The organism is Paenibacillus sp. TY11 (assembly GCF_059772165.1).
The window spans coordinates 37,725-52,778 of sequence record NZ_JCBAIQ010000005.1; the positions used below are offsets into that span (position 1 = coordinate 37,725).

Genomic DNA, 15,054 nt, shown 5'->3' on the forward strand with positions numbered 1-15,054 from the left:
ATGGAGAAAACAATTAGAGAACAAATACTGTCATACGTGGATGTGGATTTTCAGAAATTTACGGCTGCACTGCTTCCGACGATTAATAATGTACTGGGTGTTCGTCTGCCGGTGCTGCGTAAGCTGGCTCAAGATATTGCCAAAGGAGATTGGCGCCTCTACCTGGAGACCGCTGAAAGTGAACACTTCGAAGAAGTGATGCTGCAAGGTATGGTGATTGGTTCTGTAAAAACGGATATAGAGGAAGTTTTGAGTTATACCGCCAAATTTGTTCCTAAAATTGATAATTGGTCGGTATGTGACAGTTTCTGTGCCGGATTGAAAATCACCAAACATCATAAAGAACGGGTATGGGAGTTTATTCAGCCCTATCTAGTCTCCAAGAAAGAATATGAAATTCGGTTTGGTGTGGTTATGCTTCTGAATTTTTATATTGAGGAACAGTATATTAACCGGGTGCTTACTTTGCTAGATCAGACCCATCGTGAGGATTATTATGTACAAATGGCGGTAGCATGGGCGATATCCATCTGTTATATCAAGCTGCCTGAGATAACAATGGCGTATTTAAGTAATAATACACTGGATGATTTCACCTTCAACAAAGCTCTGCAAAAAATCACGGAATCATATCGGGTGGATCAGGCAACGAAAACGAGAATTCGTAGTATGAAGCGAAAAAGAAATTAGGATTGGACCCCACCTGTAAGTGTTATACTGAAAAAAAATGAGTGTATGAAAACGACAGGAGGGGAGTCAGTGAATTCGATCCCGCTGGGAGTGCTTGTTGTGGATGATGAAACTAGACAACGTCGAGGGCTGGCTGCCATGGTCAGGGATTTACGTCCCGAATACGAGGTATGGGAAGCCAAGAACGGGAAAGATGCTCTGAGCATTTCGTTGTCCAAACCGATCCAGATCGTTTTTACAGATATTCAAATGCCAATTATGAATGGACTTGAATATCTTCAACAATTAAGAACATCCGGTCAGCATGAGACCAAAGTTATTTTAGTGACAGTCTACCAGGAATTTAGCTATGCACAGCAGGCAGTGCGGTACGGGGCGAATGATTATTTGGTGAAACCCGTGCAATCGCAGCAGCTCATTGAAGTGATTCAACACATGGAAAAGGTAATTGTACAAGAGCAGGAAGTACTCAGTGAAAATCGAACGGCGTTGAACCAGATTGGGCAGAGTATGCCCGCATTTTTGGAGCATTTGTTTAGCAGATGGGTGACAGACAAGTTACAGCCTCACGAGAAAAGCCTATTAAAGAGTCACTTTGGATGGCAGGGGTTAGGAGAAGTCCTCGCGTTGGGAGCATCTGCCTCCCGCCTAGCGGATATACATGAGCGGGATTCCCTACTCCGTAATACGGTTGTTGAAATATTGCGGTCTTGGGCGTCATCTGTCGTGTTTCCGCTCGAATCCCATAAAGACCATGTGGTCGCAGTTGTAAATTGGAAGGACAGGGCTGAAGGTAAGGAAGCCAAAAGTGCACTTCAAGTCGGACTGGAAAAGATGGAGCACCAGCAATCTATTTCGATCTGGTCTGCTTGGGGGCAACCTTTTGATTTTGATGAGATGCAAATAAGCCAATCTTACGAAAATGCCGTTCGTCTCATCTCCATGCGTTTTTATACACCTCACATCAGATGTTTGAACCTTGTCGTTTCAGATGATGAACAGCCGGTACAGGAAATGAGCACACACGAACAAATGACCATTTTGAAATTTATTGAAAGCGCTATCTCGAATGAAGAGATCGATCAGCTATTGGATAGGGTGCAAAATTTCATTGAACGAATGACGCAAGGGTATCCTGCCCCTGAAGCGCTTAAAATGAAATTGATACAGCTTCTGTTGGTTAGTTTACAACGGTTAAATATAGGGTGGAGTGAAGAATTTTACTCACGTCACTCGGAACAGATGAACAAAGCTATCTTAGAAGCCACATGTCTTCAGGGCCTCCAGGATCGAGTTGCATCATGGCTTAAAGAGCTGATCCTTGAGCTTCATAGCGGTTCCAAAGGCGAATCCATTATGAAAAAGTGCAAGGAATTTCTAGATACACATCTACATGAAGACCTAAGTCTGGAGATCGTGGCCCGGCGCTTCCACTATAATGCCTCCTATTTTAGCATTCTGTTCAAAAATTATTTTGGACTCTCGTTCACAGAATATATGGTGAAGCTCAGGATGCAAAAGGCTCAGCACTTACTGCTGCATACAGACGACAAGGTCACAGAAATTAGTAGACAGGTTGGTTATAAAGATATCAAGTATTTTTTTAAAGTTTTCAAAAAAAACGTATTGCATACACCGGAAGAATTTCGTAGGAAATTCAACTGATCGTTAGGTGAAAGGAAGGTACGATGCGCCAAGTTAAATATATGTACCAAAAATTTTTGGACAGTAGCTTTCGTACGAAATTGATGCTGTCCTATTTTTTGTTGTCTGGTTTTATGGTTTTGATCCTAGGTTTTGTTTACTTCGAAACGAGCGCACGGAATATTACTACAAATGTAACAGATAGCGTTACAAGCGTTCTGCGTAGTAATAACCAGCTGCTGGATAACAAGCTGACTGCTATTCAAAAAACCGTAGATATGATTCCAATCGACCACGAGCTTCTTCAGACCATTACGGCCGTGGATACTTCGGATTCTTCATCGCTTTTACGAGCTGATCGCAGCATTTCGAAAATTTTGTACAGATACTTTGGCAATATGGAGGAAGTATATGCTTCCCAGATTATGACGCGAAATTATGCATACGGAAGCACCAATCGGATGTATATTCCCGTTCAGCCGTTCTATTCCTCTCCCTTGGCAACAACAGCGGTGGAAGCAGAGGGGGCTACCCAATGGATTCCCGCTTATTCGTATGCCGATACATTTCATCAGCCGGATTTAAAACAGGGCACCTACGAGTTTAGTTCTTTATTTGCTGTTGTGAAGCAGCTTCACTTGACTGCAATAGATGATGCAGGAACCTTCCACACGCTTCCGGAGGGAAAGGAAAAGCCTATACTTATTTTGAATTTCCGTCCTGACTTGTTAACAGGAGGCTTTGAAGATTATGCAGCCCGCAGCGGATTTGCACATCTATCCTATGGCATGATTCATGATAACAACGGAATGGTCATGAGTTCAGATCGACAGCAACAAGAGGGGGGACCCGTGGCGGATTGGCTTAAGGATGCCATTACTTCGGAACAAGGGATGAAAATGGTAAACGTTAAGGGTCAAAGCATATTACTGGTTTACGAAGCGATGAAGACGACGGGCTGGGTATCTTATATAGCCATTCCCATGGAAGATGTATTGGGACATCTGTCAACGATTCGCACCTACACGGTGTTTTTTTTAGGCTTTATGATGCTCGTTGCTGTTATCCTTGCTTATTTACTGTCTGTTTACATCAGCAAGCCCATCACGGATATGAAACAGGCCATGAAAGTTATGGAGAAGGGGCATTTTGATATTCGAATTCCTGAACGTGGCTATGATGAACTAGGGGATCTGGTGATGCGATTTAATCAAATGAATGAAAAAATTAAAGATTTAATCGAGGAAAATTACAAGTCACGTCTGCGAGCCAAAGAGTCGGAGTTAATGGCACTTAATCTACAGCTGAATCCCCATTTTTTGTATAACACCTTAACGACCATGTATTGGATTGCGTTAGAACATAAACAGCAGGAACTGGGCCAATTGATCATTAATCTGGCGGAAATGCTGCAAATTACTACTCGAAATAAAAACGACACATGGAGCTTGGAGACAGATCTAAATTGGCTGGAAAAATACATTTATATTATGCAGAATCGCTTTGAGGACAAGTTCACGGTGGAATATGATATTGATCCGGTTTTGCTTCAGATGGAGGTTCCCAAACTTTTCTTACAGCCTTTTGTGGAGAATTCAATTATTCACGGTTTCGCCGAAATGGAATCTGGTGGTCGGATTAGGATCACAGCCTGGATCGAGAAGCAATTGGTGTGTTTTAAAGTCGAGGATAATGGATTAGGAATTCAAGAAGATCATATACGCCGAATTCAAGCTGGAGAAATCCGGTCAACGGGCATTAAAAATGTAGACAGAAGAGTACGGCTGTTATATGGGACGGAATATGGGGTTACGCTCCACTCGCCAGAAGGTAAGGGGACATTTGTCCTGATCCGCATCGGAGAAATTCATAGATCTAATCAAATGACACCAATCCAATGATAGTACGACTTTTAATAATGTAAGCGTTTGCTAAAATGAGTTTAGTGACGAAGCAACAAACGAAAAGTTAAAAAATAAACGGTTTGGGGGCGTTACTCAATGTTAAAACGTAAGTTATGGATCGTCTGCATGTGCTTGATCGTTGGGCTTATGTCAGCCTGTAGCTCAAATGAGAGCAGCAGCAAGCCTGTAGATTTGCAGGGTCACGAGCAAGTGACACTGACCTATGCCAGTTGGGGCAGCACCAATGAAAAGAAAGTTCAACAGGAAATCGCTAAAAAATTCACAGAGAAATATCCGTGGATCAAAATCAACTATATGCATATCCCCGGGGATTACGTTACCAAATTAACGACGATGTTTGCTGCCAATCAGGCACCAGATGTATTTCCCATTTATAAAGCACAGGCTCTGCAATGGGCTGAACAAGGTAAACTGTATAACTTAAATGAATTTTTGAAGGAAGATAAGGAGCTAACGAAGGAAAGTCTAATTCCTAATTCAGTCATCTATTGGGATAAGGACAAAGTGGCAGGGGTCAAGGTAACTGAGGAAGCTTTCGCGCTTTATTACAATAAAGATTTGTTTGATGAGGCTGCTGTTGCTTTGCCACCGGTAAAAGCTGAGGACGCTTGGACATGGGAACAGTTTTTAGAGACAGCACAAAAGCTTACCATTGATAAAGCGGGAAATAATGCGCTCAGTCCCAATTTCGATGCAAGTAACATTAAACAGTATGGAGTTCGGTTTGACACATGGATGTGGCATCTGCTCGTGCCTTCCAATAACGCAAGTGTCATTTCAGACAAAGGGGACTCGCTTAATCTTGAGAATCCTGATGTGATTGAAGCTGTTCAGAAGATGGCTGATCTGATCAACGTTTATCATGTGGCACCATCCCCGACGCAGTCCAAAAATATACCTTCCCCGGCCGTAGCACTGCAAAGTAAGCGTGTAGCGATGGATCTGGATGGGCAGTGGGTTCAATTGGATCTTGGAGAATCGAAGGTGAATTTCGGTGTAGGCGTATTACCCAAACTGAAAAGCAGCAAAACGATCCTGTTTGGCGAACCGGAAGTGATTTCTGCCAAAACCAAACATCCTAAAGAAGCATGGATGTTTTATAAATTCTTGCTGGATGCTGAAAGCGGACTTGACATGCATTCTAGCGGATTGTGGATGCCTGTCATGAAAAAGTGGTACACGGAACCAGACTTGATTAACAAATGGGCGGATGTCAAACCAGGTCATGCGGATGGATACCGTGATGCTGTCATGAACCAAACGCTGCATAACGGTGTCAATTCTTACGATTACTATCTAAAAAACTCTGAAAAAATCAATGCGATCATTAACCCGGCGCTGGATCAGGTATGGCTGGGCAAGAAAACGGTGGAGCAAGCATTCAAGGAGGTTTCCGCAAAGGCCAACGCGGAATTTAAGGGTACGTATCCGAAAGAATAGGGTGAGTGTTTTGACAGAAAGAGAGGGATAGAATGCAATCATTATCTTCTATTCGTAAGAGGGAAAATTGGTTGGGGTGGCTTTTTGCCGCCCCTGCTATTCTCGGCTTTATCATTTTTGTTCTGGGACCGATGATCGCTAGTCTCTGGTTCAGTCTTACCGATTATAAGGTTGCTTCACAGGCCAATTTTATTGGTCTGGATAATTACATCCACTTATTTGATGGAACGGATCAATTTTTTTATAAATCACTCGGGGTTACGTTTTATTATGTGTTGCTGAGTGTGCCCCTGCAAGTTATTGTAGCTTTCTTTTTGGCGATATTGCTCAATCAAAAGGTAAAAGGTCTGGCTTTTTTCAGGACCGTTTTTTACCTGCCTACCATTGTGCCACTCATTGCATCGTCCATGATCTGGATGTGGCTGTTTGATCCGGATCTTGGCTTGCTAAATGTGGTGCTGCGTGCGCTGCATTTGCCCGAAAGTCAGTGGATCTATAGCGAAGGATCTGTAGTCCCTACTCTTGTGTTAATGAGTTTATGGACCGTTGGAGGGACCATGATTATTTTTCTAGCGGGCTTGCAAGATATACCTAGACATTATTATGAAGCCATTGAAATTGACGGTGGGAACGCTCTCCATAAGCTTATCTATATTACAATTCCGTTGACATCGCCCACTATTTTTTTTAATACGATTATGGGCTTCATCGGTGGATTTCAGGTGTTTGTTCAGCCTTACGTCATGACTCAGGGCGGACCCAATAACTCCAGCTTGTTTTATACCTTTTATTTGTTCCGCGAGGCATTTACTTTTTCGAATATGGGTTATGCTTGTGCTATTGCTTGGGTGCTCTTTATTGTGGTTTTGATATTCACTGCCTTTTTGTTCAAGACGGCCCGAAAATGGGTGTATTACGAAGGCGGGGGGGCATGAGGATGAAAAGACGCGGTTGGAGTGGGAGCAGGGTGTTGCTCTACACAGTTCTCATTGTGGGCTCACTTTTTTGCATGTTTCCTTTTTACTGGTTGGTACGAAGCTCCATGATGGATTTAAGTCAGATTTTTTTAATCCCGCCGAAATGGATTCCGGAGCCTTTTGTATTCGAGAATTTCTTACAACCGTTTGAAGAGTTATCGTTTGGGCGCTATTTTGTGAACACATTTATCGTCGTTGCAGGTACTTTGGCGGGTGTACTTCTGTCGAGTACCATTTCTGCCTATAGCTTTGCGCGTATGAGATGGAAGGGAAGAGATAAGGTATTTGCCGTGTTATTAAGCAGCATGATGCTGCCATTTGCGGTCACGCTGATTCCGTCTTTTATTGGTTGGCAGGCATTAGGCATGGTTAATTCGTACGTTCCATTGGTATTACCTTCGTTTTTTGGTGGAGGCGTTTTTAATATCTTTTTGCTAAGACAATTTTACATGACTCTTCCGCGAGAACTGGATGAAGCTGTATTTGTGGATGGAGGTAACCATTTTACGATTTTTACCCGTATTATTTTACCTTTGTCGAGGTCAGCGATTTTGGTCATCGGATTGTTTACGTTTTTGAATACATGGAATGATTTTATGGGACCGCTAGTTTATCTTAATGATGAGAGCAAATTTACGTTGGCGATTGGGCTGCAGCAGTTTCAGGGAATATATTCGGCTCAATGGGGCGTTTTGATGGCCGCTTCTTTAATTGTTGTCTTGCCTGCTATTATTCTGTTTGCCATAGGACAGAAGTATTTTATGGAAGGGATTGCCTTGACGGGGATTAAAGGATAAGAGCAACTGCCAGGTACGCACTTTGCTTTTTTTGGAATTTAATATTAAAATGGAAGTAACTTTCGAAAAGGAGATGACGTGAATTGGCAGAGCAAGTGCGTATTGGCAAAACAGATCTACATGTAAAACCAATCGGTTTGGGTGCAAACAAGGTGGGAGGACATAATCTTTTTTCCGGTTTGAATGATGAAACGGGCAAAGAAGTCGTTCGCACAGCTTTGGATAACGGCATCAATTTTCTGGATACGGCTTTTATTTATGGACCTGAGCACTCAGAGCGGTTGATCGGTGAGGTGCTGAAGGAGCGCGGCAAACGTGAGGAAGCTGTCATTGCGACCAAGGGGGCACACAAATTTGTAAACGGAGAGGTTGTTTTTGACAACTCGCCTGCTTTTTTACGTGAATCCGTCGAATCCAGTCTGAAAAGATTGCAGACCGATTATATTGATCTGTTCTATATCCATTTCCCGGATGAAGCTACGCCGAAGGCAGAGGCAGTCGGGGAATTGAAGAAGCTCAAGGACGAAGGCAAAATCATGGCCATTGGCGTATCTAACTTTTCCATTGAACAACTTAAGGATGCGAATAGTGACGGCTATGTAGATGTGCTTCAATCCCATTATAATTTGCTCCAACGGGAAGCTGAGAAGGAACTGCTGCCTTACACCAAGGCCAATGGCATTTCGTTTGTGCCTTATTTCCCGCTGGCTTCCGGATTGTTGGGCGGTAAGTATACGAAAGACACAACCTTCACGGACAACAGAGCGAAAAATCCATTATTCCAGAAAGAAGCATATGCTCGTAATTTGGACAAAGTGGAGCAGGTACGGGAGATTGCCAATGCATTGAATGCAGAGGTTGCTCATGTTGTGCTCGCATGGTATTTGACCCGTGATTCGATTGATGCCCTCATTCCAGGGGCGAAGGGGCCGGAGCAGGTTCTGGCGAATCTGAAAACGTTGAATGTCCAACTGAGTCAGGCTGATATCGAAAAGATTGACCACATTTTCAAATAATGAGTGCACCTTATATTTGCAATTATATATTTGTTCCATCTAGAGGAGCTGCCGGACGGGCGGCTTCTTTTTCGTGTACCCCTCGCATATCCTTGTAGGGTAAGTTCAACGCTGCGGGGGGATCGGATGATAAGAAGACCGCAATGGCACAGCGCACCCAACAGAAGGCGACGCGGCAGACGTAGAGTTTTTTTTATTGTGGCACTGGCGCTGCTGGTAGGGATCATACAGATGGCTGCTTATGTGGAGCAGCATTTGAAGCCGCCCATGATGCACCTGGCAAAAGTGCGGGTCAAACAAATGGCGACGGAGGCTATTAATTCAGCAATTACAGCACAGGTAGAGCAGGGGAAGACTGCTGATAATCTGATCGAATGGAGAACGGATGCACAAGGGAGAACCTCCGGCTTTGTTCTGAATTATGCGGAGCATATGAGAATTACGTCAGACACGCTCAAAGCAGTCAAGGCAACGATGGACAGCATGAGCCATTTTGATGAGAGTGTTCCGATTGGTCAGGCATTGGGCAGTCCGCTGTTGGCAGCTTATGGACCAAAGGTACCCCTAAAGGTGGAGCCGCATGGAGCAATCAAGGTGGATTTAAATACGCGTCAACAGGATGCGGGCATAAACATGATCTTGGTGGAAGTGTACATTCGGATTACGACGGAAGTGTCCGTGGTTATACCGTTTGAGATGCAACCTCAGATTGTGGAGACGGAAATTCCGGTTTCTTATTTATTGGTGGTAGGCAACGTTCCGATGTACTACTATGACAATCAGGGTAAACCAGTGGGTAAAAATGGTGCAACCGCTCCGCAGTTGGCGCTGCCTCCCCATTCCATAGAGAGCAGCGGGGCTATAGATTCCAGCATAGAAAGTGTTTCAGAGGTACAGGAAAACCAAAAATCCTCCAGTCAGTCCCCAACACCATAAAGCAGAGGGGAGTGACTGAGATGCTCAGGAAAAACAAAAGGGCCCCTACGAGGAGGTCCCTTTTGTTTTTCCTGTTTTGAGTGCTTTGCGTTCGGTCTGCTCCCACTGTCTTAATAACGGATACGGGTCAAAGGACCAATCTGTCCAGCCATTGTCCCGATATATACCATAGTGCAGATGCGGTGGAAACTTGCCTTGGGTACCCGGTTTTCCATAGCCCGAGCTTCCGACCCAGCCAACCGTCTGACCGGGCGTAACGATGTCTCCGTTGTGAACGGTTTTGTCAAAGCCGGAAAGGTGCGCATAGTAGTGATAGCGGTTGTTGAGATCTCGAATTCCGATTCGCCATCCTCCGAAGGGATTCCAGCCCTTCATTTCAACTACACCGTAGCATGTACTGCGAACCGGAACTCCGTAGCCAGCAAACAGATCAGTCCCTTCATGTATACGGAAGCCGCCCCAGCTGCGCCGGCTTCCCCAAGTGCTTCGGTAGCTATAAATGCTGCCTAAAGGAAGCGGAAAAGCTTGACTGACCAGATCCAGCTTGCCATACGTCCGATACAGCTTGGCAAACTGCTGAACTCTTTGAACCGCGCGACTGTTATGGTAATATTCCCACACGGCAATACCAAATTCATCCTCGTTGTTTCCATATTTTTCGAGATAAGAAGCGATGCTGAACAGCAAATCCTTGTCATTATTGCGGTCAGCGATTCCATCACCCGAACCGTCTTGTCCCAGCCCGGAAAATAGTTCAATGGAACGCGGATTTTGATCCTCCGAATCAGGGTTCATCAGGCCGGACCAGATCGGTCCCGTGACAAAAATACCTGTGATCCGTTCCGCATGCTTGCGATCTTTGGGATGGGCTACTGTAAGCGTGCGTTCATACTGGTCGATGGCGGCCAGCCGGTACCAAGGAACTCCTGTCAGGGCTTCAATGGAATGATATAAAGCAAGCCTGGACGTATACAATGAAGACTGAGCTTGTGAAGCATCCACATTTGCTGTCGTCAGGCTACTTCTGGCGGACGATGACTGTAAGTGCTTGGCAAAGGCATGAGCAGGAAGCGGACAGGCCGTTGTCAGTGTAGTAGCGCATAACAGCAGCGATAACAGACGAACAGCGCGGGCTGTCCGCGTAGGGTAAGGCACGTGAACCGACCTCCTATAGAAGGGGCTTAATCGCCCGGTTATTCTAGGCCCGTATTCAATAGCGTGATTAGGGCGCTTTTGTTTAGGTTGAGCCATATCCGCCGCTTTTATCCATATAAAGAGTTTACTTTTTCCGGCATCATTGTCATATCAAAAAGGGAACAATGAATGGAGGTTTTTCCATGGCTTTCATGTTATAATGTATGGCAATGACAGCTTAAGCTTATCAGAAAGAAGGTCTATGCCATTGTCTAAAAGAGTGAAGGAAGCTAAGCCCGACTGGATTCGTATTAAACTTACGACAGGTGATAACTATCAGGAAATCAAGAGCATGATGCGTTCCAAGACATTACATACCGTATGTGAGGAGGCACGATGCCCTAATATATATGAATGCTGGGCCAATAGGACAGCTACATTTATGATTTTGGGTGATATTTGTACGCGTGCGTGTCGTTTTTGCGCAGTAAATACGGGAATGCCTACGGAACTGGACTTGCAGGAGCCTGAACGCGTCGCGGAAGCGGCTGAAAACATGAATTTGAAGCACTGTGTCGTAACCAGTGTGGCTCGCGACGATTTGAAAGATGGGGGCGCTACTATATTTGCAGAAACGGTTCGTGCGATTCGCCGTCGATTACCTTTTTGCAGTGTAGAAGTATTGATTCCCGATTTTATGGGCGATATTGAATCGCTGCGAATCGTCATGGATGCCAAGCCAGATATTCTGAATCATAATATTGAAACGGTGGAGCGCATGTCCGACAAGGTTCGGGCTAAAGCGAAATACCATCGCTCTCTGGAGCTGCTTCAACGTGCGAAGCAATTAAATCCGGCTATTCCAACCAAATCAAGCATCATGTTAGGTGTTGGAGAAGAGTGGGACGAGATCTTACAAACCATGGATGATCTGCGTAAAGTCGATTGTGACATTATGACAATTGGTCAATATTTGCAGCCGTCCGAGAAACATTTATATGTGCAAAAATATTATCCACCGGAAGATTTTGCGAAGTTAAAGGAAGAGGGATTACAGCGAGGATTCAGCCACGTTGAATCCGGTCCGATGGTCCGCAGCTCCTACCAAGCGCATGAGCAGGTGAAGTCAGCCGCTCAGCATAAGGAAGAAGGCGCCCTTTCGCAGGCTTGATCCGGGAAAGGCGGTCAGAATAGCTTGTTTCAAATCGGTGGTAAAAACTATGAATTGTTGCAGGATCACAAGAACGGGTGGAATCCCGAAGCGTTTCGTGATCGGTATAGTGAAGTGCTGGATCGCTATGATTACATTATTGGTGATTGGGGTTACAATCAGCTGCGTCTGAAGGGCTTTTATCGAGACGGGCATCCCAAAGCAAATAAGGATACATCCATAGGGGTACTGGACGATTATATTAATGAATACTGCAATTTTGGCTGTGCCTATTTTGTGCTGCAAAAAAGCCGTGAAGTGCTTAACAAGAACGGCATCAATGATGAAATCGTTTCTCCAGACATTCAGCAGTTGGTAGATGCTCAAAGGGAACAAGCGGAAACGTTAGAAACCGAAGAGCAGCAAGAAGTATTGCAACATACAGCTGGAGAACAGGAGTGGCCGCAACCACAGCAGGGTTACACAGCTATGGAGGAGTCGCGAGAGGAGCAGCCTCGAGAAGCCCGGGAACCACGCGAGTTGCAACGTCGGGAACCGAAGGAAGCCCAGGAAGTACGTGAGCGACAGCCGCGTGAAGCTCGCGAAAGTCGTCCACCCAGAGAAGGACGTGAAGGAAATCGGCAGCGTGAGCCGCGTGAAGCACGTGATTCCCGTCAGCCAAGAGAACCACGTGAAGCAAAGGATGGACGCAGTCAGGGTGAAGGGCAGCAAGCCCGGGAACCACGTAGACAGCGCAATCAGCAAGGGAATTTCGATAAAAAGGAATCACGTGGACCTCGCTATGAGCGTCAACCAAAGGAAAATCGGGAGGGCCGGCAAGTTCGTGTCTCACGTGAACCCGAGGGCCAGCGTCAGATCCAGCCAGCTGACAAAGTCGAAAGAGCTGAGGGTAGCAAAAAGAATAAAACATTCACAGCTCCACAACAAAACGGTTCCTGAATTTTCAGGAGCCGTTCTTTGTTTATAAAAAAAAGAGCCATAGTCGGCTCTTTTGCGGATGCTAATTGAGAAAAGCGTTGCGTACCCGATCCCAAAATGGGAAAGGACGGTAACGAGCGAAGCTGATCTTCTGACTTGCGACCTGACATCGAACAGAGATTAAGTCATCCACAGGAAAGTTTAGATGATCTACTGTCAATAAAAGACGCTGATCTTTCCGTGAAAAAATATCACAATGATGGTGTTTTGGGAGTAGCAATGGCGATCCCAGTGTCCGATACACGCGGTTGTTAATGGAAGCGATCTCAGTCAATTGCAATGCTTCTATGGTGGGGTGAACCATAGCTCCGCCAAGTGCTTTATTATAGGCGGTCGTTCCTGATGGGGTAGAAACGCATATACCGTCACCACGGAACATTTCAAAGGTGATATCGTTAATATCTACTTGGGCAACGACAGTGCCATCCACCCCTTTTAACGTAAACTCATTCAAGGCAATAAAAGAAGCATTGCCTGACTTCTTGTGAATCTCCAACTCAATCAGTGGATACTTAACGATTCTCGGGTTAAGCGGTCCCTCGGATCCGCTTTGGCTCATCAGGTGGATTAGCTCCTCCAGCTCGTCCGCGCGCCAATCAGCGTAAAAGCCCAGATGACCGGTATGTACACCAACAAAGGCAATATCCGGAATGCGGTCGATGAAGGTATGAAACGCATGAAGCATCGTACCATCGCCTCCAATAGACACGACGATTTCCGGCGATTCGGCATCCAGCTTGAAATTCTTTTCTTGGGCAAGACGGTGAAATTGCTGACTCAAGTCCATGGAGTGCTGATCCCCGCGATCCAGAACATAATATCTCAAGATGAAAAGCTCCTTTGTCATGGGTATATACCGATCATAATCAATTATGAGCAAGAACACAATCGTTCATTGCCTGTGTGTTCCTCTCAACCGTACCAATAAGCGACTTGTACCCACGCTCAACCATGAGAGACTAAGCATTCCTGCCAGCATACAGGCAAGAAACAGCAGACTTTGCAACAGCATGGCGGACGAGAAGCCAGGGGACCATGCGATGTCGTATATCGGAGAAAAGACTGGAGAGCTTCTCTGTCCCATTAGCGGGGGCCATAACACGAGAGCTAGCAGTGCCGAGATGATGCCGTGCGCAGCCCGAGCCAGCAAAAATGGCATATAACGGAGATTCGTCATATTTAAAATACTTGCAACCTGTGCATGAACTGATAGCCCACCCCAGGAGAGAACAAAAGCTGCTGCGGCTACCTTGAACGGTAACGCCGCTGCTGTGGCTTCACCTGCAGCTTGCGCTCCTAAAGTGACTTCGAAAATACCACCCACGATGGACTCCGTTAACGTAGGAGGAAGACCACATACAGTCAATAGGCTTGCTGTAAGCAGATGAAGCCCGCTCATTAAACCAGAGTTTGTCAAAGCTTCTAAAATAACGCAGAAGAATACAACCAGCCCTCCTACGACAATAATAAGGCGTAGGGAGGAAGTAATCGCCTGACGGAGCAACTCACCAAATGGACGACCATCTTCTAAACGTGCTGCATGCATGGCATATAACGCTTGGCGTAGTGGTCCAGGCGGCCTATTGCGACCTGCTGCTACGGTGTTTGCAGACTTCGACCAGGCTTTTTGAGTAGGTTGAGGGCGGTCGCTGCGAGTATCTGCTTCCCCTGAACGGGAACCGTGGAAGCGCATAAGCAGCCCGATGATGAGTACACCACCGTAATGGGCCGCGCCCAGTACGAGTGCAATTTCTGGTTGATGGAAGAAGCCAACGGAAACCGCACCGATCAGAAATATCGGATCAGAGGAAGTCGTAAACGCGACCAAACGCTCTCCTTCAATGCGTGTGATCCATTTTTGCTCCCACAGCTTGGCGGTTAGTTTGGCCCCAATAGGGTAGCCGGATGCACAGCTGACCGCAGCGACAAAACCTCCGCAGCCAGGTACACGGAATAGAGGCTGCATCAGCGGATCCAGCAGCGCACCTATGAAATGAACAATTCCGAAACCGAGGAGAAGCTCGGAAATAACGAAAAACGGGAATAAAGACGGAAACAGCACGTCCCACCAGATGGCAAGCCCCCGAAGCCCGGCATTCAGAGAAGATTGCGGGTATGCGGCCATAAGCATAAATAGGAATAGCAGCATAAGGATGAGCAAAGGAAGCGAGTAACGGCGGTACAGCGACATAGAGGCCCCTCCTTTGGAGTTGTACTATTATACCTATGTCGGGGATGGACAAAGAGTACAAAAAAAGTAAAGAAAACGGTTACATGGAATGCTGTATTTTTGTAAAGAGTATGTTAAAATAGGAAAACAACGATCCATAACCTTAAGGATGGAGT

13 protein-coding genes are annotated in these 15,054 nt (G+C 45.6%); 10 read left to right on the forward strand and 3 right to left on the reverse strand.

Going from position 1 to position 15,054, the window contains the following annotated elements:
• The 8 genes from AC6EJC_RS06490 to yunB all read left to right on the forward strand — a co-directional run bounded on the left by AC6EJC_RS06490 (window position 1) and on the right by yunB (window position 9,425).
• On the forward strand, window positions 1-690 hold the full coding sequence (locus AC6EJC_RS06490) for a DNA alkylation repair protein (protein ID WP_444953248.1): 690 nt from the start codon (window positions 1-3) through the stop codon (window positions 688-690).
• 69 nt (window positions 691-759) lie between these two features.
• Window positions 760-2,355 carry a response regulator gene (locus AC6EJC_RS06495; RefSeq protein ID WP_444953249.1) on the forward strand — a complete coding sequence of 532 codons (1,596 nt, stop codon included), beginning with the start codon at window positions 760-762 and terminating at the stop codon, window positions 2,353-2,355.
• Window positions 2,356-2,378: 23 nt separating this feature from the next.
• Complete coding sequence (locus tag AC6EJC_RS06500; protein ID WP_444953250.1) at window positions 2,379-4,235, forward strand: sensor histidine kinase; 1,857 nt, start codon at window positions 2,379-2,381, stop codon at window positions 4,233-4,235.
• A 99-nt stretch (window positions 4,236-4,334) separates the two neighbouring features.
• Window positions 4,335-5,699 (forward strand): ABC transporter substrate-binding protein, encoded by a 1,365-nt coding sequence (locus tag AC6EJC_RS06505; RefSeq protein WP_444953251.1) that lies wholly within the window; start codon window positions 4,335-4,337, stop codon window positions 5,697-5,699.
• Window positions 5,700-5,731: 32 nt separating this feature from the next.
• Window positions 5,732-6,634 carry a carbohydrate ABC transporter permease gene (locus AC6EJC_RS06510; RefSeq protein WP_444953252.1) on the forward strand — a complete coding sequence of 301 codons (903 nt, stop codon included), beginning with the start codon at window positions 5,732-5,734 and terminating at the stop codon, window positions 6,632-6,634.
• A 2-nt stretch (window positions 6,635-6,636) separates the two neighbouring features.
• On the forward strand, window positions 6,637-7,473 hold the full coding sequence (locus AC6EJC_RS06515) for a carbohydrate ABC transporter permease (RefSeq protein WP_444953253.1): 837 nt from the start codon (window positions 6,637-6,639) through the stop codon (window positions 7,471-7,473).
• Window positions 7,474-7,556: 83 nt separating this feature from the next.
• Window positions 7,557-8,489: an aldo/keto reductase gene (locus AC6EJC_RS06520; protein ID WP_444953254.1), complete on the forward strand. Its 933-nt coding sequence runs from the start codon at window positions 7,557-7,559 to the stop codon at window positions 8,487-8,489.
• Between the two features lie 126 nt (window positions 8,490-8,615).
• A complete protein-coding gene (yunB, locus tag AC6EJC_RS06525; protein WP_444953255.1) occupies window positions 8,616-9,425 on the forward strand; it encodes a sporulation protein YunB in 810 nt (269 codons plus the stop codon).
• Between the two features lie 45 nt (window positions 9,426-9,470).
• Here the strand turns inward: yunB and AC6EJC_RS06530 are convergent, their stop codons facing one another.
• Window positions 9,471-10,580, reverse strand: coding sequence for a M23 family metallopeptidase (locus AC6EJC_RS06530; RefSeq protein WP_444953256.1), 1,110 nt, complete (start codon window positions 10,578-10,580; stop codon window positions 9,471-9,473).
• A gap of 247 nt (window positions 10,581-10,827) precedes the next feature.
• On the opposite strand from AC6EJC_RS06530, the gene lipA reads away from it, so the two are divergent.
• Window positions 10,828-11,730: a lipoyl synthase gene (lipA, locus tag AC6EJC_RS06535; protein ID WP_444953257.1), complete on the forward strand. Its 903-nt coding sequence runs from the start codon at window positions 10,828-10,830 to the stop codon at window positions 11,728-11,730.
• A 24-nt stretch (window positions 11,731-11,754) separates the two neighbouring features.
• On the forward strand, window positions 11,755-12,669 hold the full coding sequence (locus tag AC6EJC_RS06540) for a YutD family protein (protein ID WP_444953258.1): 915 nt from the start codon (window positions 11,755-11,757) through the stop codon (window positions 12,667-12,669).
• Window positions 12,670-12,730: 61 nt separating this feature from the next.
• Here AC6EJC_RS06540 and AC6EJC_RS06545 read toward each other — a convergent pair whose 3' ends face one another.
• Both AC6EJC_RS06545 and spoVV read right to left on the reverse strand, forming a co-directional pair.
• Entirely contained in the window at window positions 12,731-13,534 is an 804-nt protein-coding gene (locus tag AC6EJC_RS06545; RefSeq protein WP_013372943.1) for an NAD kinase, read from the reverse strand.
• Window positions 13,535-13,600: 66 nt separating this feature from the next.
• The gene (gene spoVV / locus AC6EJC_RS06550; RefSeq protein WP_444953259.1) at window positions 13,601-14,899 is read right to left on the reverse strand and encodes a dipicolinic acid transporter SpoVV; all 1,299 of its coding nucleotides are present in this window, start codon (window positions 14,897-14,899) and stop codon (window positions 13,601-13,603) included.
• Between the last annotated feature and the right edge of the window lie 155 nt (window positions 14,900-15,054).